17 protein-coding genes are annotated in these 20,330 nt (G+C 72.2%); 8 read left to right on the top strand and 9 right to left on the bottom strand.

Going from position 1 to position 20,330, the window contains the following annotated elements:
- Positions 1–519 (top strand): Cys-tRNA(Pro) deacylase, encoded by a 519-nt coding sequence (ybaK, locus tag OG764_RS25985; protein ID WP_328970841.1) that lies wholly within the window; start codon positions 1–3, stop codon positions 517–519.
- Between the two features lie 293 nt (positions 520–812).
- Here ybaK and OG764_RS25980 read toward each other — a convergent pair whose 3' ends face one another.
- From OG764_RS25980 to OG764_RS25965, 4 genes are all read right to left on the bottom strand, one after another.
- Entirely contained in the window at positions 813–1,547 is a 735-nt protein-coding gene (locus OG764_RS25980) for a hypothetical protein (RefSeq protein ID WP_328970840.1), read from the bottom strand.
- A gap of 34 nt (positions 1,548–1,581) precedes the next feature.
- A complete protein-coding gene (locus tag OG764_RS25975) occupies positions 1,582–2,418 on the bottom strand; it encodes an ABC transporter permease (protein WP_328970839.1) in 837 nt (278 codons plus the stop codon).
- Entirely contained in the window at positions 2,415–3,473 is a 1,059-nt protein-coding gene (locus OG764_RS25970; RefSeq protein WP_443056046.1) for an ABC transporter ATP-binding protein, read from the bottom strand. Before OG764_RS25970 ends, OG764_RS25975 begins: the two co-directional genes overlap by 4 nt.
- A 499-nt stretch (positions 3,474–3,972) precedes the next feature.
- Entirely contained in the window at positions 3,973–5,298 is a 1,326-nt protein-coding gene (locus OG764_RS25965; protein ID WP_328970838.1) for an NYN domain-containing protein, read from the bottom strand.
- A gap of 216 nt (positions 5,299–5,514) precedes the next feature.
- On the opposite strand from OG764_RS25965, the gene OG764_RS25960 reads away from it, so the two are divergent.
- The gene (locus OG764_RS25960) at positions 5,515–5,682 is read left to right on the top strand and encodes a hypothetical protein (RefSeq protein WP_328970837.1); all 168 of its coding nucleotides are present in this window, start codon (positions 5,515–5,517) and stop codon (positions 5,680–5,682) included.
- A 91-nt stretch (positions 5,683–5,773) separates the two neighbouring features.
- Here OG764_RS25960 and dnaE read toward each other — a convergent pair whose 3' ends face one another.
- Entirely contained in the window at positions 5,774–9,313 is a 3,540-nt protein-coding gene (gene dnaE, locus OG764_RS25955; protein ID WP_328970836.1) for a DNA polymerase III subunit alpha, read from the bottom strand.
- Between the two features lie 156 nt (positions 9,314–9,469).
- On the opposite strand from dnaE, the gene OG764_RS25950 reads away from it, so the two are divergent.
- From OG764_RS25950 to OG764_RS25930, 5 genes are all read left to right on the top strand, one after another.
- On the top strand, positions 9,470–10,807 hold the full coding sequence (locus tag OG764_RS25950) for a DUF2252 domain-containing protein (RefSeq protein WP_328970835.1): 1,338 nt from the start codon (positions 9,470–9,472) through the stop codon (positions 10,805–10,807).
- A 115-nt stretch (positions 10,808–10,922) separates the two neighbouring features.
- The gene (locus tag OG764_RS25945; protein WP_328970834.1) at positions 10,923–11,612 is read left to right on the top strand and encodes a hypothetical protein; all 690 of its coding nucleotides are present in this window, start codon (positions 10,923–10,925) and stop codon (positions 11,610–11,612) included.
- A gap of 54 nt (positions 11,613–11,666) precedes the next feature.
- On the top strand, positions 11,667–12,455 hold the full coding sequence (locus tag OG764_RS25940) for a DsbA family protein (RefSeq protein WP_328970833.1): 789 nt from the start codon (positions 11,667–11,669) through the stop codon (positions 12,453–12,455).
- A 107-nt stretch (positions 12,456–12,562) separates the two neighbouring features.
- Positions 12,563–14,230, top strand: a complete 1,668-nt coding sequence (locus OG764_RS25935; protein WP_328970832.1) for an alkaline phosphatase D family protein — start codon at positions 12,563–12,565, stop codon at positions 14,228–14,230.
- 163 nt (positions 14,231–14,393) lie between these two features.
- A complete protein-coding gene (locus tag OG764_RS25930; protein ID WP_328970831.1) occupies positions 14,394–15,380 on the top strand; it encodes a zinc metalloprotease in 987 nt (328 codons plus the stop codon).
- Positions 15,381–15,485: 105 nt separating this feature from the next.
- On the opposite strand, the gene OG764_RS25925 is transcribed toward OG764_RS25930, so the two are convergent.
- Positions 15,486–16,055: a dienelactone hydrolase family protein gene (locus OG764_RS25925; RefSeq protein WP_328970830.1), complete on the bottom strand. Its 570-nt coding sequence runs from the start codon at positions 16,053–16,055 to the stop codon at positions 15,486–15,488.
- 64 nt (positions 16,056–16,119) lie between these two features.
- Between OG764_RS25925 and OG764_RS25920 the strand changes: the two genes are divergently transcribed.
- Positions 16,120–17,175 (top strand): mechanosensitive ion channel family protein, encoded by a 1,056-nt coding sequence (locus OG764_RS25920; protein WP_328970829.1) that lies wholly within the window; start codon positions 16,120–16,122, stop codon positions 17,173–17,175.
- 46 nt (positions 17,176–17,221) lie between these two features.
- Here the strand turns inward: OG764_RS25920 and OG764_RS25915 are convergent, their stop codons facing one another.
- The 3 genes from OG764_RS25915 to OG764_RS25905 form a co-directional block, all read right to left on the bottom strand.
- Positions 17,222–18,811: a Na+/H+ antiporter gene (locus OG764_RS25915; protein WP_328970828.1), complete on the bottom strand. Its 1,590-nt coding sequence runs from the start codon at positions 18,809–18,811 to the stop codon at positions 17,222–17,224.
- Positions 18,812–18,909: 98 nt separating this feature from the next.
- Complete coding sequence (locus tag OG764_RS25910; RefSeq protein ID WP_328970827.1) at positions 18,910–19,359, bottom strand: GNAT family N-acetyltransferase; 450 nt, start codon at positions 19,357–19,359, stop codon at positions 18,910–18,912.
- A complete protein-coding gene (locus tag OG764_RS25905; protein WP_328970826.1) occupies positions 19,356–20,297 on the bottom strand; it encodes an RluA family pseudouridine synthase in 942 nt (313 codons plus the stop codon). Before OG764_RS25905 ends, OG764_RS25910 begins: the two co-directional genes overlap by 4 nt.
- Between the last annotated feature and the right edge of the window lie 33 nt (positions 20,298–20,330).

Here is a 20,330-nt window from a genome sequence, read left to right as displayed (position 1 = left end):
ATGGCGAAGAAGTCCACGAAGGCGACGCAGGCGACGAAGCAGGGCGCGGGCGGTACGCCGGCCACGGTCGCGCTGACCGCGGCGGGGGTGCCCTTCACGGTGCACGCGTACACGCACGACCCGGCGGCCGCCTCCTACGGGGAAGAGGCCGCCCAGGCCCTCGGGGTCTCCCCCGACCGGGTCTTCAAGACGCTCGTCGCGGAGGTCGACGGGGCGCTGACGGTCGCCGTGGTCCCGGTGTCGGGCTCGCTGGACCTGAAGGCGCTCGCCGCGGCGGTGGGCGGCAAGAAGGCCGTCATGGCCGACCCGGCCGCGGCGGAGCGGTCCTCCGGGTACGTACGGGGTGGCATCTCGCCGCTGGGGCAGCGGCGGGCGTTGCCGACGGTGCTGGACGCGTCTGCTCTTGCGCACGCCACGATCTGCGTCTCGGCGGGCCGCCGGGGCCTGGAAGTCGAACTGACCCCCACCGCCCTCACCACCCTCACCAACGCCACGACCTCCCCCGTGACCCGCCCCTGACCCGGCCGTGGGCCCGCCCGGCGCCTCGGCCGGCAACCCCCGGCCTTCGCCGACGCCTTGGGGGTGCACCACCCGGGCTTGTCGGCGCTGCGTGCCGGAAATCCAGCCTCGCCGGCGTTTGAGGCGCGGGGTTTGAGGCGGAGCCCCAAGGCTGCAACCCGGCTCCGCCGGGCACCGGGCTCCGCCCGGACCCGCTCCTCAAACGCCGGAGGGGCTGAAGGGTGCGCGGGGTCAGCGGCGCCGGGCGGCCGGGTGCGCGGGATCAGCCGCGCCCGGTGGCGGGGTGGGCGGGGTCAGCGGGGCGGGGTGTCGGTGGGGGGCGCGGTGACGTCCGCGGACCCGGCGGCACGGCCCGCATCCGGGGCGGCGTCGGCGGCACGGCCCGCATCGGCAGCCGCGTCGGGGGCCTGGGCGGGCTCGACGGGGTGGGCGTAGGGCGGGGGGTAGCCGGCGTCCCAGGCCGGGGCCGGCTCCGGCTCGCGCGGCCCGAACACCCCGACCAGCCCCAGATGCACGGCCACGGCCGCCATCGGCCACGCCAACAACACCCCGTACGCCAGCAACTGCAACGGCGCGTCGAAGGGAACGTCCTTGCCGACGGCCCGCGCGGCGGCCACGACGTCGCGGGACGGGCCGAGCCACAGGCCGAACCGCCACCCGAGCAGCGCGGCGAGCACGGATCCGAAGGACAGACCCATCACCACGGCGACCCCGCCGCTCCGGCGCGCCAGGAAGACCACGACCCCGCTGAGGATGCCGAGCCCCAGCGCGATCAGGAAGAACGTGCCGTCGGCGCCGATCCGCCCCTCGTTCTCGGTGTCGCGCAGGAAGACCGCCTCACCGTTGGAGACGTACTGCACGCGCGGTGCCAGCCAGGCCCACAGCAGGCCGAGCAGCAGCCCCGAGAACGCGACGGCCAGCATGACGACGGCGCCGTCCTTGAGGTCCTGGGCGACGGACGGCGTCGGCGGCCGGTCCTGCTCGTCCGGGACGGGCACGGGCGGCGGCGGGGCGAAGGCTTCGGTCACCCCCACATCGTGCCAGGTGACGCCGGACCCGGCGTCAGCGGACCGCTGCCCGCCGGTACGCCCAGGTGGCGAGGGCCAGCGAGAGGACGCCGACGGCCGCGCAGACCGCCAGGTCGGCGGCGACCACGGCCCAGTCGGGGTGCGGCGCGAAGGTGTGGGCGAAGGCCTCGACCCCGTACGTGGACGGCAGCAGGTCGCGGGCCCACACGATCACCGACGGCATCCGCTCGGGCGGCAGCACGCCCAGCAGCAGCGCCGCCGACATGCCGAGCTGCCCGGCCAGCGTGGCCAGCTCCTGGCGGGGGGCGAGCAGCCCGAGCGCCGCGCCGAGGCCTGCGAGGGCCGCCCCGGCCAGCGGGACCACGGCCGCCAGGATCCACAGTCCGCCCATCGGCAGCCCGAAGAGCACGCAGCCGAACACGGCCGTCACGAGCGTGCCGGGCACGGTGAAGGAGGCGTACGCGCCGGCCGCGCCGAGCACCACCGCGGCGGGCGGCACCGGCAGGGTGGCGTAGTGGTCGAGGCCCCCGGAGGCGCGCAGCTGGCCGAAGTACTGGGCCAGCAGGTTGAGCGCCACGAAGGCGACGACGAGGACGGAGGAGCCGGCGACCACGGCGCGCGCCTCGCTGCCGCCGTCCACCACCCCGCGCATCAGGACCATGATCCCGACGGACTGGAAGGTGGCGACGAACAGCAGCGGGATGCGGGCCACCCGGGCCCGGGACAGCTGCGCGCGGTAGACGGCGGCCAGCGCGGGGAACAGCCGGGCCCGCGGGGCGAGCGCGGCGGCCGGCTCCGTGGCTTCGTCGTCGAGCGCCGCCGGTACGGGCGCCGGGGCGGCGGGAACGGCGGCGGAGGCGGGAAGGCTCACGTCTTGACCAGGCCCTTCGTACGGCCGCCGAGCGCGAGGTAGACGTCCTCCAGGCTCGGGGTGGCCAGGGTGAAATCGTCGAGGGCGGCGAAGGCGGGGCCGCCGGTGACCGCGGCGACCGCGGCCCGGGCCTCGTCGGGGCCCATCCGCAGCACCCAGCGGCGGCCGGCCTCGGTGGCCGCCGGTCGCAGTGCGGCGACCTCGGGGACGTGCATCGGCGGGGCCTCGCGCCACACCAGCTCCAGCCGGACCTCGTCGGCGACCTGCGCCTTGAGTCCGGCGGGGGTGTCGCAGGCGATGACCCGGCCGCGGTCGACGACGGCGACCCGGTCGAGGACGGTCTCGGCCTCGATGACGTTGTGGGTGACGAGGACGACGGTCGCGCCGTGCCGGGCGCGGCGGCGGTCCACCGCGTTCCACACGGCCCGCCGGGCGACCGGGTCCATGCCGGTGGTGGGTTCGTCGAGGACGAGGACGGGGCGTTCGCCGACGAGCGCGGCGGCGAAGCAGGCGAGGCGGCGCTGGCCGCCGGAGAGCTTCTTCAGGGGCCGGTCGGCGATCTCGCCGAGGCCCAGCTCCTCGAGGACGGCGTCGCGCTCGGCGCGGGCGGTCCGTGCGTCCAGGCCGCGCAGCCGGCCGGTGGTCTCGGCGGCCAGGGCGACGGTCAGCTCGTCGAGCGCGGTGGATTCCTGGCCGAGGTAGGCGAGCAGCCGGGAGGCGCGCTCAGGGTGGCGCACGATGTCGTGGCCGAGGAGGCGTACGGAGCCGGAGTCGGGCCGCATCAGCCCGGTCAGCTGGCGGACCAGGGTGGACTTGCCGGCGCCGTTGGGGCCGAGCAGTCCGAAGATCTCGCCGCGCCGGATCTCCAGGGAGATGCCGTCCGTGGCCCGGACCGCGGGCAGCGCCGGGGTGCCGCGGCCGCCGCGCGCGGCGGGGTACGACTTGACCAGTTCGGACACCGTGCAGACCACGGCGAACGGCTCGACGGCCCCTGCCCCGGGGGTCCGGTCGCCGTGTCCCGCGGCGTGTCCCGCCTCTGCTGTGCCCGTGCTCACGAGGGAGCAGCCTACGCGTCTCAGCCGCCCGCGACGCCCGCGGGTCCGACCCCCCACCCCACCCCGCCGCCTCCACCCCCCTCCGGACGACACCCCATTTCAGTCGCCGGCGCCTGCCACCCAGCCTCGCCGGCCGACCTGTGCCGCGGCCTCCAGCCTCGCCGGCTGCCCGGGCGCCACGCCGTACCTTGGGCGGCGACATCCAGCCTCGCCGGCGTTTGAGGCGCGGGTCCGGGCGGAGCCCGGCAACCCCCCGCACCCTCCAGCCCCTCCGGCGCCCGCACCCTCCAGCCCCTCCGGCTGCCCGCACCCTTCAGCCCCTCCGGCGCTTGAGGAGCGGGTCCGGGCAGAGCCCGGTACCCGGCGGGAGCCGGGTTGCCCTTGGGGCTCCGCCCCAAACCCCGCGCCTCAAACGCCGGCGAGGCTGGAAGTTGCACCCCAGCGCGCCGGCGAGGCTGGAATGGGCGTCGGCCAGGCTGGGGCCGCACCCCGGCGGGGGTTATTCGGGCAGGTCGCCCGTGACCTTCTCGGCGGCCCTGTCCAGGCTCTTCTCCGCGGCCCGCTCACCGGTCGCGGCCCCGGGAACGGCCGCCCCGGCGGCCCCGGGCGCCCCCGCACCCACATGCTCCGCGGCGGCCCGCACATCGATCTCGCGCCAGAACCCGGCCCGGATCGCATACCGGTCGTGCTCGTCGATCTGGTCGTCCTTGTGCGCGAGCAGCCCGAACCGCGCCGCGTACCGCAGCAGTTCGCCGTCGATGCGGTGCGGGATCCGCGGGTACATGGTGGCGAGCTTCTGCAGGTGCACCGTTTCGGGCAGGCGTTCCATCCAGCGCCGGGCGAACACCTGGCCGACCTCGAACGGGTCACCGCCGACGGTGGTGATGTCCTCCTCGCGGTCCGCCCAGCGCTGCTCGGCGCTGGTCAGCTGGGCGAGGGTGGGCAGGGAGGCGGTCTCGGCCGGTTCGCCGAGCGGGCCACCGCGTTCGATCCAGCCCCGGTCGGAGGACCAGCGCAGGGTGGCCGTGCCGCTGGGCTGGGCGGTCTGCGGCCCGGGGACGGGCGCGTGGGCGCGCAGCCCGGCGAGGTCCTTGGGGGTGGGTACGCCCTTGGCGGCGGTGGTGGCGGGCCCGCCGGGCGGGTTGTCGGCGGGGGCGGGCGCGGGGGCGGCGCCGTTGCGGGCGGCTTCGGCGAGGGCCGCCTCGGGCAGCGGGGCGGAGAGGATCGCGGCGATCTCGGGGCGGGGCGCCGGCGGCGGGGCGCAGATCCCGGCGAGGTCCTTGGCGCGGACCGCCCGGGTGATCCAGGCCCGGTCGAGCACCCGGCGCTCGTCGGCTTCGGCGACCAGGTCCTCGGACTGGTTGTAGTCGCCGTCGGCGGCCTGGACGGCCCACAGGTGGACGGCGACGCCGTGTTCCTTGGCGGACATCAGGCCGGGCAGCAGGTCGCCGTCGCCGGTCACCAGGACCACGTCCGAGCAGGCGCGGTTTCTGGCCAGCTCGGTGAGCTCGGCGTGCATGGCCGCGTCGACGCCCTTCTGGGCCCAGCGGCCGTCGCTGCGGGTCAAGGCGCCGAGCCGGACGGTGACCCGGGGCATCACGCGCAGTCGCCGGTGCTCGGGCTGGGGCACCCGGTCGGGTGCGCCGTCGAACCAGTAGATCCGCAGCAGCGGGCGCTCGGTGTCGGCCTCGGCGCGTTCGCGCAGCCCCTGGATGAGGGCGGCGTGGTCGACGGTGATGCGCGAGCGGGAGGGCTCTCCCGCCAGGAGGCTCGCGGCGGCGCCCAGCAGATAGCCGGCGTCCACCAGGACGACGCAGCGGTCCACGCGTTCCACCCTCTTCCGGGGAGCGATCCAGGTTTTCCCCGAGTCTGCCCGACCGTAAGGGCGTTGACGGCCGGAACTCGATCATCGGCGTGGCGGATCCTGCGGTTCCCCCGACTACGCATAGTTACGCATAGTAATGATCCAAAATGCGCGGTCTATGGTGGTATGTGAGTGTGAAGGCGGCCCTGGCCCCTACACCCCCCACGGAGGCTTCCCATGGCCAAGAACAAGAACCGTCAGCACGAGAGCAAGTCCCAGAACCGCACCGCCCCGCAGGAGCAGTCGAAGAGTTCGGCCGAGTCGGTGTCCGAGCCGTCGTCGTCCGCCCCGAGTCCGATGGACATGGCGCGCAAGAGCAAGCAGAAGCGCTTCGGCCACAACTGACGCCGGCCGTGGAACCCCCGAGGGGCGCGCCCGCATCGCGGGCGCGCCCCTCGGCGCGTGACGGCGGCCCGTACGGCGGGCCGCGGGCCGGTCAGCCGGCCAGGCAGGACGGGCCGAGCAGCACCTTCAGGTCGCCGAACAGGGCCGGGTCGGGCTGCACCCGGTGCCGGTCGAGCCGCAGCACGGTGGTGCTGCGCGGCCCCTGGAGCTTGATCCGCACCTCGGTGTTGCCCTTGTGGTGGCGGAGGATCTCGCCGAGCCGGGTGACCATCGGCGGGGTCACCTTGACCGTGGGGATGGTGAGCACCACGGGTGCGTTGGTGCCCGCGGAGGACAGGTCGGGGACCATCATCTCCATCGCGACCAGCCGGGGGACGTCCTCGCGCTTGTCGAGGCGGCCCTTGACGAAGACGACGGTGTCCTCGACGAGCTGGGTGGAGACCAGCTGGTAGGTGGCGGGGAAGAACATGCATTCGATCGAGCCGGCCAGGTCCTCGACGGTGGCGATCGCCCAGGCGTTGCCCTGCTTGGTCATCTTGCGCTGGAGGCCCGAGATGATGCCGCCGATGGTGACCACCGCGCCGTCGCCGTGCTCACCGCCGGTGAGCTGCGAGATCCCGGCGTCCGTCTTGTCCGAGAGGACGTGCTCCAGGCCGAACAGCGGGTGGTCGGAGACGTAGAGGCCGAGCATCTCGCGCTCCTGGGCGAGCAGGTAGGACTTCTCCCACTCGACGTCGGAGAACTCGACGTCGAGGCCGAAGCCCGGCTCGCTGCTCTCCTCGTCGCCCATGCCGCCGAACAGGTCGAACTGCCCCTCGGCCTCCTTGCGCTTGACCGCCACCACGTTGTCGATCATCGGCTCGTGGTGGGCGACGAGGCCCTTGCGGGTGTGGCCCATCTCGTCGAAGGCGCCGGCCTTGATCAGCGACTCGACGGTGCGCTTGTTGCAGACGACGGCCTCGACCTTGTCCAGGAAGTCGGGGAAGGAGCTGTACTTCCCCTTCGCCTTCCGGCACTTGATGATCGAGTCCACGACGTTCTGCCCGACGTTGCGCACCGCGGTGAGGCCGAAGAGGATCACGTCGTCGCCCTGGGCGGCGAAGTTCGACTCCGACTCGTTCACGTTCGGCGGGAGCACCTTGATGCCCATCCGGCGGCACTCGTTCAGGTAGATCGCGGACTTGTCCTTGTCGTCCTTGACCGAGGTGAGCAGGCCGGCCATGTACTCGGCCGGGAAGTTCGCCTTGAGGTAGGCGGTCCAGTACGAGACCAGGCCGTACGCGGCGGAGTGGGCCTTGTTGAAGGCGTAGCCGGCGAAGGGGACCAGGACGTCCCACAGGGCCTTGATCGCCGCGTCGCTGAAGCCCTTGCTCTTGGCGCCGGCCTCGAAGATGACGAAGTTCTTCGCCAGTTCCTCGGGCTTCTTCTTGCCCATCACGCGGCGCAGGATGTCGGCCTCGCCGAGCGAGTAGCCGGCGATGATCTGGGCGGCCTTCTGGACCTGCTCCTGGTAGACGATGAGGCCGTAGGTGACGTCGAGGACCTCGCGCAGCGGCTCTTCGAGCTCCGGGTGGATCGGGGTGATCTCCTGCTGCTTGTTCTTGCGCAGCGCGTAGTTCGTGTGCGAGTTCATGCCCATCGGGCCGGGCCGGTAGAGGGCCGACACGGCGGAGATGTCTTCGAAGTTGTCGGGCTTCATCAGGCGCAGCAGGGAGCGCATGGGCCCGCCGTCGAACTGGAACACGCCGAGGGTGTCGCCGCGGCCGAGCAGTTCGAACGTCTTGGGGTCGTCGAGCGGGAGGGCCAGGAGGTCGATGTCGATCCCCTTGTTGGCCTTCACCATCTTGACGGCGTCGTCCATGATCGTGAGGTTGCGCAGGCCGAGGAAGTCCATCTTCAGCAGGCCGAGCGACTCGCAGCTCGGGTAGTCCCACTGGGTGATGGTGACGCCGTCGGTGTGCCGCACCCAGACGGGTACGTGGTCGGTGATCGTCTCGCTGGACATGATCACGCCGGCGGCGTGCACGCCCATCTGGCGGACCAGGCCCTCCACACCGCGGGCGGTGTCGATGACCTTCTTCACGTCGGGCTCGTTCTCGTACATCGAGCGGATCTCGCCGGCCTCGCTGTACCGCGGGTGCTGCGGGTCGAGGATGCCGGAGAGCGGGATGCCCTTGCCGAGGACGTCGGCGGGCATGGCCTTGGTGAGCCGGTCGCCCATGGCGTACGGGTAGCCCAGGACGCGCGCGGAGTCCTTGATCGCGTTCTTGGCCTTGATGGTGCCGTAGGTGCCGATCATGGCGACCTTGTCGGCGCCGTACTTCTCGGTCACGTACCGGATCACCTCGACGCGCCTGCGCTCGTCGAAGTCGATGTCGACATCGGGCATGGAGACGCGTTCGGGGTTCAGGAACCGCTCGAAGATCAGGCCGTGCGGGATGGGGTCGAGGTCGGTGATGCCCATGGCGTACGCGACGATCGAGCCGGCGGCGGAGCCGCGGCCGGGGCCGACCGCGATCCCCTGGTTCTTGGCCCACATGATGAAGTCGGCGACCACGAGGAAGTAGCCGGGGAAGCCCATCGAGATGATCGTGTCCATCTCGTACTCGACCTGCTTCATGCGGTCCTCGGGGATGCCGCCGGGGAACCGGCGGTGCATGCCCCGCATGGTCTCCTCGCGGAACCAGGTGACCTCGGTGTAGCCCTCCGGGATGTCGAACTTCGGCATCAGGTTCCGGAACTGGAACATGCCCTCGGTCTCGACCTGCTCGGCGACGAGGCGGGTGTTGGCGCAGCCCTCCTGCCAGGCGTCCGAGGAGTCGATCGCGTACATCTCGTCGGTCGACTTCAGGTAGTAGCCGGAGCCGTCGAAGCGGAAGCGGTCGGGGTCGGAGAGGTTCTTGCCGGTCTGGATGCAGAGCAGGGCGTCGTGCGCGCCGGCCTCGCTCGCGTAGGTGTAGTGCGAGTCGTTGGTGACCAGCGGCGGGATGCCGAGCTTCTTGCCGATCTCCAGGAGGCCGTCGCGGACCCGGCGCTCGATCTCGATGCCGTGGTCCATCAGCTCCAGGAAGTAGCGTCCCTCGCCGAAGATGTCCTTGTAGTCGGAGGCGGCCTGCACGGCCTCGTCGAACTGGCCGAGCCGCAGCCGGGTCTGCACCTCGCCGGAGGGGCAGCCGGTGGAGGCGATCAGGCCCTCGGACCACTTGGCGATGGTCTCCTTGTCCATCCGCGGCCACTTCGTGAGCCAGCCCTCGGCGTACGCGTCGGAGGACAGCCGGAAGAGGTTGTGCAGACCGGTGGCGTTGGCCGCCCAGATCGTCTTGTGGGTGTAGCCGCCGGAACCGGAGACGTCGTCCCGCTTCTGGTGCGGCTGGCCCCACTGGATCCTGCGCTTGTTGCGCCGGGACTCGGGGGCGACGTACGCCTCGATCCCGATGATCGGGGTGATCCCGGCCTTCTTCGCGGTGTGGAAGAAGTCATACGCGCCGTGCAGGTTGCCGTGGTCGGACATCGCGATGTGCGACATGCCCATTTCATTGCACGCGGCGAACATGTCCTTGAGCCGCGCAGCACCGTCCAGCAGCGAGTACTGGGTGTGTACGTGCAGGTGCGTGAACGGCTGCTTGGCCACGGCGGTGGACCTCCGGAAAACAATCGCCGACAGGATGGGGGGACAGCGTCGAAGTCTACGTCGGGCGGCTGACAGATCCGGGGCACAGACGGGTACCGTCGGGCGTTGCACACCATGAACAGCTGTCCCACCAGCCCTCACCAGGAGGCATCCGCCATGGCGGTTCCCGAGACGACGACCGAGCAGCGCGCCGAGCAGATCCTCGACGTGTTCGACACCGCCTTCGGTGAGCTCCTCGCCGCCGACCCCGCCGCCTTCCAGGTGAAGTTCCGCAAGATGGCGGCCTCCGCGTTCGCCTTCTACCGGGGCACGGCCTGCCTCTTCTACGCCGACCTGGAGCGGGAGCGGCACGGCGGCCCGTACCTGGACGACCGGACGGGCCGGGTCTGGATCCACGGCGATCTGCACGCCGAGAACTTCGGCACCTACATGGACTCCCACGGCCGGCTGGTCTTCAACGTCAACGACTTCGACGAGGCGTACGTCGGCCCCTTCACCTGGGACCTCAAGCGCTTCGCCGCCTCCGTCGCGCTGATCGGCTACACGAAGGCGCTCAGCGACGAGCAGATCAGCGGGATGGTCCGGATATACGCCGACGCCTACCGCGAGCGGATCCGGCTGCTGGCCGCCGGCGCCAAGCACGAGGAGGTGCCCTCCTTCACCCTGGAGACCTCCGAGGGCCCGCTGCTGGACGCCCTGCGCGCGGCCCGCTCCCGCACCCGCTTCGGGCTGCTGGACTCGATGACGGAGATACGGGACCACGAGCGCCGCTTCACGGCCGGCGCGGGCACCATCGAGCTGGACGCGGCCACCCGGTACAAGGTCCTCGCGGCCTTCGACGCGTACCTGGAGACGCTCCCCGAGGCGAGCCTGGTGCGGCCGGACTCCTACCGGGTCAAGGACGTGGTGGGCCGGCGCGGCGTGGGCATCGGCTCGGCCGGGCTGCCCTCGTACAACATCCTGCTGGAGGGGCACAGCGACGCCCTGGAGAACGACGTCGTGATCTACCTCAAGCAGGCGCAGACCCCGGCGGTGTCCCGGCACATCACCGAGCGCTCGGTGCGCGAGTACTTCCGCCACGAGGGGCACCGCACGGTGATCTCGCAGCGCGCCCTGCAGGCGCACGCGGACCCGTGGCTGGGCTGGACGGAGATCGAGGTCGACGGCCGGCAGATCGGCCAGCTGGTGGCCGAGGTGTCCCCGTACGCGGTGGACCTGGACTGGTCGGACATCGACGACGTCGACGAGATAGCGGCGGTCGTCGCCGACCTGGGGCGGGCCACGGCCACGATGCACGCGGCGGCCGACGCGGACGAGAGCGGCCAGTCGCTGGTCCCGTTCTCGACCGAGCGGGCCATCGACGCGGCGATCGCGGCGGACGAGGAGGGCTTCGCGCAGCTGCTCGTGGACTTCGCCCACGCGTACGGCGCCCGGGCCCGGGCCGACCACCAGATCTTCGTGGACCTGTTCCGCAACGGACGGCTGACCGTCTAGAACGGACGGCCGACCGCCTGGTCCCACCGGCCGCGGCCACCGGGACCGGCCCCGGTGGCCGGTCCTGAGGGGTGGGAATCGGGGTTCACAGGGAGTCGTGGCAAACTTCCGGGCGATGGACATTTCAGGGATGGGGCTCAGAGCACTGCGGGCGGCGCTGTTCAGCGCCGTCGTCGTGCTGCTGTCGTCCGCGTCCCACGTGCTGACCTCCCGGGCGCCGCTGCCCCCGGCGCTGGTCGGGGCGCTCGGCGGCGCCGTGTTCGCGGCGGCGTACGCGCTGGCCGGCCGCGAGCGCGGGTTCTGGCGGATCGCCGGGCTGCTGGTGCCGCTGGAACTGGCCGCCGACACCGTCTTCACCACCGGCCAGGACGTCTGTTACGGCCCGGCCGGCGGTCCGGTCTCCGGTCCGCTGCGCTCCCTCGGCCTCGACGTGCTGTGCGGGGGCGGCCCGGTCGGCACCCCGCTGGCCCGGGTCGCGGGCCGCACCGGCGAGCCGGCCGCGCTGCTCGCGTCGGCCCATCCGCTGACCCCGTGGCTGCTGCTGGGCGGGCACGTCGTGGTGGGCCTGCTGGCCGCCTTCTGGCTGTGGCGCGGCGAGCACGCGCTGGGCCGGCTGCTGCGCGCGGCGGCCTCCTGCGCCTTCCGGCCGCTGCTGCTGGTGGCCGCGGCCGCGGTCACGGCCGGTGCCCGGCCGGCCCGGCGGGCGGTACGCGCCGTGCGCGCCGCCGCCGTCGCCCGCACCCGCTTCCCGGTGCACTCCGTGGGCCTGCGGGGACCTCCCGTGCCGACGCCTTCCGGCGCCTGAGCACGTACGGCAGTCCCCCACCCGGCTTTCCTGACACACCCACGGAGATTTCCCATGAGCAACCGCAACAGCAAGGCGAACAAGGACGCGGCCCGCGAGCGCATGCGCGCGGAGCGCGAGCGCCAGGCGAAGAAGGACAAGGCCCGCCGCCAGGTGATCGTGGCCGGCTCGATCGTCGCGGTCCTCGCGCTGGCCGGCGGCGTCGGCTACGCCGTGATGCAGGGCAACGACGGCGGGTGGGAGGATGCGCCCAGCGCGAAGCTGGTCATCCCGAAGAACGCCACGGGCGAGAACGGCACCACCGTCGTCATCGGCAAGCCGGCCGCGAAGAAGACCCTGGACCTTTACGAGGACGCGCGCTGCCCGATCTGCGCGACCTTCGAGCAGACCGCCGGCGCGCAGATCAAGAAGGACGTCGACGCCGGCAAGTACAAGCTGAAGTACGTCGGCGCGACCTTCCTCGACAACAACGGCGGCACCGGTTCGAAGAACGCGCTGAGCGCGCTGGGCGCGGCCCTGAACGTGAGCCCCGAGGCGTTCCTGGAGTACAAGGCGGCGCTGTACTCGAAGGAGAACCACCCGGAGGAGATCGACGACAAGTTCGGCAAGGACTCCTACCTGCTGAAGGTCGCCGAGCAGGTGCCCGCGCTGAAGGGCGACGCGGGGTTCAAGAAGGCCGTCGAGGACGGTACGTACGACCGCTGGGCGATCGAGATGTCGAAGGTCTTCGACAAGAGCGGGGTCACCGGCACCCCGACGATGAAGATGGACAGCACGAAGATCGACATCCCGCAGACCCTCGACGCGTTCAACGCCGCGATCGACAAGGCCCTCAAGAGCTGACACCGGGACATTCCCGGACAACGGGTGGGCGAACTTTCGAAGTTCGCCCACCCGTTGCGTTTCTGACACTGTCAATGGATCAATACCGATCAGTAATATGATCGGCCGTGACCAGTCTTCACTCCTCTTCTGCCGCAGCGCCGCGTCGCCGCACGGTCGTCAAGGCCGCAGCCGCCACCGCCGCGTTCGCTCCTCTCGCCGCACAGGCCGCCGTGGGGACGGCGACCGCCCATGCGGCCGAGGCAGGCGCCCCCGCCTTCCTCCACGGCGTCGCCTCCGGCGACCCGCTTCCCGACGGCGTCCTGCTCTGGACGCGCGTCACCCCCGCGCCCGAGGCCGTGCCCGGCTCGGGCCTGGGCGCCGACACCGAGGTCAGCTGGGAGGTGGCCGAGGACAAGGCCTTCTCCCGGGTCGTCGTGCGGGGCGCCACCACCGCCACGGCCGCCTCCGACCACACCGTCAAGGCGGACGTCCGCGGGCTCCGCGCCGAGACCTCGTACTGGTTCCGCTTCACCGCCGGCGCCACCGTGTCCACCGTCGGCCGCACCCGGACCACCCCGGCCCACGACACCGCGGCCCCGGGGGTCCGCTTCGGTGTCGTCTCCTGCGCCAACTGGGAGTCGGGGCACTTCTCCGCGTACCGCCACCTGGCGGCCCGCGCCGACCTGGACGCCGTCCTGCACCTCGGCGACTACATCTACGAGTACCCGACCGGGGGTTACCCCGAGGCGAAGTACGTGGTCCGCCAGCACGAGCCGAAGCACGAGATCGTCTCGCTGGCCGACTACCGCACCCGCCACGGCAAGTACAAGACGGACGCCGACCTCCAGGCGCTGCATGCCGTGCACCCGGTCATCGCGATATGGGACGACCACGAGTTCGCCAACGACGCCTGGTCCGGCGGCGCGGAGAACCACACGCCGGGCGCCGAGGGCGAGTGGGCGGCGCGCGTCGCGGCCGCCAAGCAGGCGTACTTCGAGTGGATGCCGGTCCGCCCCTCCGTCGCGGGCACCACCTACCGCCGGATCCGCTTCGGCAACCTCGCCGACCTGCACCTGCTGGACCTGCGCTCGTTCCGCTCGGAGCAGGTCAAGGTGGGCAGCGGCAAGGTCGACGACCCGGAGCGCTCGCTCACCGGCCGCGCCCAGCTGGACTGGCTGAAGGCGGGTCTGGCCGGCTCGGACGCCACCTGGAAGCTGGTCGGCACCTCGGTGATGATCTCGCCGATGGCCTTCGGCTCGGTGCCGGCGCACATCCTGGGGCCGCTGGCCGAGCTGATGGGCCTGCCCAAGGAGGGCCTTGCCGTCAACGTCGACCAGTGGGACGGCTACACCGACGACCGCAAGGAGCTGCTGGGCCACCTGACCCGGCAGAACGTCAAGAACACCGTGTTCCTCACCGGCGACATCCACATGGCCTTCGCCAACGACGTCCCGGTCACGGCGGCCACGTACCCGCTCTCCCGGTCCGCCGCCACGGAGTTCGTCGTCACGTCGGTCTCGTCCGACAACATCGACGACCTCCTGCACGTGGCCCCGCGCACCCTGTCGCTGGTCGCGGAGACGGCGGTCAAGGCCGCCAACCGCCACGTGAAGTGGGTCGACATGGACTCGCACGGCTACGGCGTCCTGGACGTCACCGCCGAGCGCTCCCAGATGGACTACTACGTGCTGTCCGACAAGCGGAAGGCGGACGCCACGTCCTCCTGGACCCGTTCCTACCGGACCCTGAACGGCACGCAGAAGGTCGAGCGGGTCGACCAGCCCGTTCGCTGACGATCCATCAAAATCTTTCGGTGATCATGCCGTCCGGATTACGATCCGGACGGCATGATCACCGGTTGGCCGAAAGTTCTTGACTTCGGCCTGACATGCACACGTAAACTCCGCGCCAACGAGGAAAACCTCCGCACCCCCCATATCTTTGCGAGGAGTTCACGTGCGCGCCTTCGCCCGCATATCCCCCACTCTCCGCCGCCGCGCCCTCGGCACGGCCGTGCTGGCCGGAACCCTGGCCTTCGCCCCGCTGTCCGCCCCCACGATGGTCGCCGCCGCCGCCAAGACCGGCGCCGAGGTCTGCGCCGAGGACGCGTCGGCCGCCGCCAACGCCCGGGTCGCGCGCCCCAAGGACGGCCACGCCGCCGAGCCCAACGCGATCACGGACGCCCAGGCCAAGGCCATGGACGCCGCCCTCCAGGCGAAGCTCTCGAAGAAGGCGCAGACGCCCCGCAGCCTGCGCGGCGCCGAGGCCCTCACCACGATCCCGGTCTACTTCCACGTCGTGCACTCCGGCACCACCGGCAAGCTGACGTCGACCGACATCAGCAACCAGATGGCCGTTCTCAACGCCGCGTACGGCGGCCAGGGCACCGGCAACGTGAACACCAACTACCAGTTCTCGCTGGTCTCGACCGACTACACGGACAACTCGTCCTGGTACAACCTGGCGAGCGGCTCCACGGCCGAGAAGAACATGAAGACGACCCTGCGCAAGGGTGGCGCGAACGCGCTGAACGTCTACACCGCCAACCTCTCCGGCGGGCTGCTCGGCTGGGCCACCTTCCCCAGCTCGTACTCCTCCGCCCCGAACATGGACGGCGTCGTCCTCCTCGACACCTCGCTGCCGGGCGGCTCTGCCGCCAACTACAACGAGGGCGACACCGCCACCCACGAGGTCGGCCACTGGATGGGCCTCTACCACACCTTCCAGGGCGGCTGTAACGGCAACGGCGACTACGTCTCCGACACCCCCGCCGAGAAGAGCGCCGCGTACGAGTGCCCGACCGGCCGTGACACCTGCGCCTCGAAGCCCGGTGCGGACCCGATCCGCAACTTCATGGACTACACGTACGACTCGTGCATGTACCAGTTCACCGCCGGCCAGGTGAGCCGCATGACGAGCAACTGGACCGCCTACCGCGGCTAGTCCCCCGCTGCCGCCCGAGCGGTGCGGCAACGGGACAGGGGCACGGCCCGGCATCTGCCGGACCGTGCCCCTGCGCCGTGTTCGGGCCCCGCGGGACCCCGCCCGCTACAGCGAGTCGAGGAAGCCGAGCGCCGCCCGCCAGGCCTCCTCGGCCGCCTCCACGTCGTAGTCCGGCAGGTCCGGGTCGGTGAACAGGTGCCCGGCGCCCGGGTAGCGGTGCACCTCGACGTCCGCGCCCGCCCGCTGCATCCGCAGGTACCAGGCCGTCAGCCAGTCGTGCGGCTCGAACGGGTCGGGGTCCGCGATGTGCAGCTGCACCGGCAGCTCGTCGACCGACGCCCCGTCCGCGATGTCGGACGTGCCGTGCAGGAGCAGCAGCCCGCGCGCCTTCTCGTCGGCGAAGGCCAGGTGCTGGGCGAGCGAGCCGCCGAAGGAGAAGCCGGCGTAGACCAGCCCGCGGTCCGAGTACGGGGCGGCCGCGAGCACCGCCCGCTTGAGCAGTTCGTCCCGGCCGACCTCCTCCTGGAAGGCCATGCCGTCCTCGACGGTCTCGAAGGTGCGCCCCTCGAACAGATCGGGCACGTGGACCTCGTGCCCGGCGGCGCGCAGCCGGTCGGCCGCCGCGTGCACCGCGGGCCGCAGCCCGTACGTCGAGTGGAAAAGCATGATGTTCATGGGTCCATCGTGCCAGCCGCCACCGGCCGGGGTCGGCTACGGTCGACCGAAGGAGGTCGGTCCCATGGAAAGCGTGCTGCGTCCCCTGTGCCTGATCGGCGGCTCGGTCCTCGTCACCCTGATCGCCGGGTGGCTGCTGGACGTGCTGCTGCGCCGGGCCGATGCCCGGCACCGCGAGACCCCGCTGTGGGGACTGCTGCGCCGCTGCCGGATCCCGTTCCAGATGGTCCTGTGCACCGCGCTGCTCCTGGGCGCGCACCACCGGGCCGGACTTCGGCCCGAGTACCAGGCCACCGTCGAGCGCGTCCTGGTCCTGGTCCTGATCGCCGTGTCGGCCTGGCTGCTCGTACGGATCGTGACGGCGGCCGTCGACTCGGCGTACGCGCGCTACGCGGCCGGGGCGGGCGCGGAATCGGCCCGGGTGCGCCGGGTCCGGACCCAGGTGACCCTGATCCAGCGGGTGGTGACGGCCGCCGTCGGCGTGGTCGCGGTGGCCGCGATGCTGCTGACCTTCCCCTCCATGCGCGCGGTCGGCGCCTCGCTGCTGGCCTCCGCGGGCATCCTCGGCGTCGTCGCGGGCATCGCCGCCCAGTCCACGCTGGGCAACCTCTTCGCCGGACTCCAGATCGCCTTCGGCGACACCGTGCGGATCGGCGACACGGTCGTGGTCGACGGGGAGTGGGGGCAGGTCGAGGAGATCACCCTGACCTTCCTGGTCGTACGGACCTGGGACGAGCGCCGCATCACCATGCCGGTCTCGTACTTCACCGCAAAGCCGTACGAGAACTGGTCGCGCGGCGGGGCCGAGATGACCGGCACGGTCTTCCTCCACCTCGACCACGCGGCCCCGGTCGCCCTGCTGCGCGACCGGCTGGAGAGCGTGCTGCGCGAATGCCCGTCCTGGGACGGCCGCAAGAGCGGGCTGGTGGTCACCGACACCGGCCCGACCGGCATCCAGGTGCGGGCCACGGTCAGCGCGAAGGACGCCGACGACCTGTGGACGCTGCGCTGCGAGGTCCGCGAGCGGCTGATCGCCTGGCTGTGCACGCACCACCCGTACGCGCTGCCCCGGGTCAGCACCGCCGAGGCCCCGCCCCGGCCGGCCGCCGGCACGTCCTGACCCGGCCGTTTTCCCGAGCCCCGACCGTGCCCGGCCGGACCGGCCTTCAGGGCCGCAGGCTGCGCACGTCGAGGTGGCGCAGCACCCGGTCGACGATCTCCGGGTCGGCGCCGGGCTCGCTGCGGGCGGCCAGCACCTCGTGGCGGGCGGCCGACATCATCTCCCGCTGGATCCGCTGGACGGCGCGGACCCGTTCGACCCGCTTCTGGTAGGCCTCGCGGCGTTCCTCGTCGACCATGTCGGGGCTGATCCGGGCGCCGACGTCGTAGGCCCGGCGCAGCAGCGTCTCCATCAGGTCCTCGGGCAGCTCCTCGACTTCCTCGATCTCCTTGAGGCGGCGCTTGGCGGCCTTGGCCGCGCGGATCGCCAGGTGCCGCTCGAACTCCCGCTCCGCGTCGGTGTCGGCCTGCACGCCCAGCCACCGCACCACCCGGGGCAGCGTCAGGCCCTGCACCACGAGCGTGCCCATGACCACGGTGAAGGCGATGAAGACGATGACGTCGCGCTGCGGGAACGGGCCCGCGTGGTCGGTGCCGAAGGGAATGGCGAGGGCCAGGGCCACGGAGGCCACCCCGCGCATGCCGGACCACCACATGACCACGCTCTCCCGCCAGCTGAGCGGGATCTCCTCCTCGTAGTCGCGGCGCTTGTGCAGCTTCTTGGCGAGCCAGGCCGCGGGCAGCAGCCACAGCAGCCGCACCACGACGACCACGCCGAGGATCGCCGCGGCCCAGCCGGTCATCTGCTCGGCACGGCCGGTGGCGGTGCCGAACACGTGGTGCAGTTCCAGGCCGATGAGCCCGAACGCCACCCCGGTGACCAGGGTGTCGACGACCTCCCAGAAGGTGTGCCCGGCCAGCCGGCCGAGCACGTCGTCGGCGTCGCCCGCGTACTCGGCGAGGAACAGCGCGGTGGTGAGCACGGCGAGCACGCCCGAGCCGAGGAACTCCTCGGCGAGGACGTACGCGACGAACGGCACCAGCAGGGTGAGGCCGATCTGCAAGGTGGCGTCCCCGAGCCGGCCCATCAGGCGGCCGGTGCCCCAGCCGAGGCCGAGCCCGACCGCGAGCGCGACGACCGCGGACAGCGCGAACTCCCCCAGCGCCTGCGGCCAGGAGAAGGAGCCGCTGACGGTCGCGGCGATCGCCACGTGGTAGAGCACGATGGCCGTCACGTCGTTGAACAGCCCCTCGCCCTCCAGGATCGACACCAGCCGGCGCGGCAGCCCGAGGGCGCCGGCGACGGCGGTGGCGGCCACCGGGTCGGGCGGTGCGACGAGCGCGCCGAGCGCGACGGCGGCGGCGAGGGGCAGGCCGGGCACCATCGCGCGCGCGACCCCGGCCACGGCCGCGGTGGTCACGAAGACCAGGGCGACGGCGAGCAGCAGGATCGGCCGGGCGTTGGCCGCGAACTGCCGCCAGGAGGTGCGCTGTACGGAGGCGTAGAGGAGCGGCGGCAGCACCAGCGGGAGGATGTACTCGGGCGGGACGTCGACGTTCGGCACCGCGGGGATCAGGGCGAGCGCCGCGCCGCCGAGCGTCATCAGGACGGGCGCGGGCAGCCCGAGCCGGTCCCCGAGCGGCACGCTGACCACGGCCCCGAGCAGCAGGACGAACAAAAGGGCGAGCTGATCCACTCGCCCACCCTGCCACGCCGGTGCGAACAACCCGCGGATACAGGGCATCGCGGCGCCACGGGCCGGGCCGGCCGCGGGTGGCCCGTACGGCGGTCTCCCTAGGGCAGCGGGCGGCGCATGGCGCGGTGCGGCATGCCGGCGTCCTCGAACTCCGGGCCGTACGCGGCGTATCCCAGGCGCTCGTAGAAACCCAGCGCGTGCGTCTGCGCGTGCAGGTCGACCGAGGTCAGGCCGCGCCGGGCGGCTTCCGCCTCGACGGCGCGGACCAGGGCGGCGCCGATGCCGAGGCCGCGGGCGGCCTCGGTGACGGCGAGCCGGCCCAGCGAGCCGGTGCCGGGACCCTCGATGCCGGTGAGCAGCCGGGCGGTGCCCAGCGGCGCGCCGTCGGCGCCGACCGCCAGGACGTGCACGGCGGCCGCGTCGTGCGCGTCGTACTCGATCTCCTCGGGCACCGACTGCTCGGTCACGAAGACCGCGCGCCGGACGGCGAAGCACGCCGCCCGGTCGTCCGCCGTGGCGGCGACCCGCACCTGAGGAGCGGCGGTCACTCGCTCTCCGCCCGGATGATCTCCAGCGCGTGCTGGAGGTCCTGCGGGTAGGTGCTGGAGAACTCGACCCACTCGCCGTCCGACGGGTGGTTGAAGCCGAGGCGCACCGCGTGCAGCCACTGCCGGGTCAGGCCCAGCCGCTTGGCGATGGTCGGGTCGGCGCCGTACGTCAGGTCGCCGACGCAGGGGTGCCGGTGCGCGGACATGTGCACGCGGATCTGGTGGGTGCGGCCGGTCTCCAGCTTGATGTCGAGCAGGGAGGCCGCGCGGAACGCCTCGATGAGGTCGTAGTGCGTGACCGAGGCCTTGCCGTCCTGGATGACGGCCCACTTGTAGTCGTGCTGGGGGTGCCGGCCGATGGGCGCGTCAATGGTGCCGCTCATCGGGTCCGGGTGGCCCTGGACCAGCGTGTGGTAGCGCTTGTCCACGATCCGCTCGCGGAACTGGTACTTGAGCGAGGTGTAGGCGCGCTCGGACTTGGCGACGACCATCAGGCCGGAGGTGCCCACGTCGAGGCGGTGCACGATGCCCTGGCGCTCGGCGGCGCCGGAGGTGGAGATCCGGTAGCCGGCGGCGGCGAGGCCGCCGATCACGGTGGTGCCGGTCCAGCCGGGGCTCGGGTGGGCGGCGACGCCCACCGGCTTCATGATGACGACGATGTCCTCGTCGTCGTGGACGATCTCCATGCCTTCGACGGGCTCGGCGACGATCTCCACGGGGCGCGGGGCGCCGGGCATCTCGACTTCGAGCCAGGCGCCGCCGTGCACGCGCTCGGACTTCCCGACGACACTGCCGTCGACCGACACCTTGCCGGAGGCGGCGAGCTCGGCCGCCTTGGTCCGGGAGAACCCGAACATACGGGCGATCGCGGCGTCCACGCGCTCGCCTTCGAGGCCATCGGGTACGGGCAGGGTTCGGATCTCGGGAATCGTGCTCACCCGTCGAGTATGCAGGACTCCGTCGCCCGGCCC

Source organism: Streptomyces sp. NBC_00239, from assembly GCF_036194065.1.
Lineage (GTDB): Bacteria > Actinomycetota > Actinomycetes > Streptomycetales > Streptomycetaceae > Streptomyces.
The sequence above is the reverse complement of the archived record's forward strand: the minus strand, read 5'-3'. Positions and strand labels throughout refer to the sequence as shown.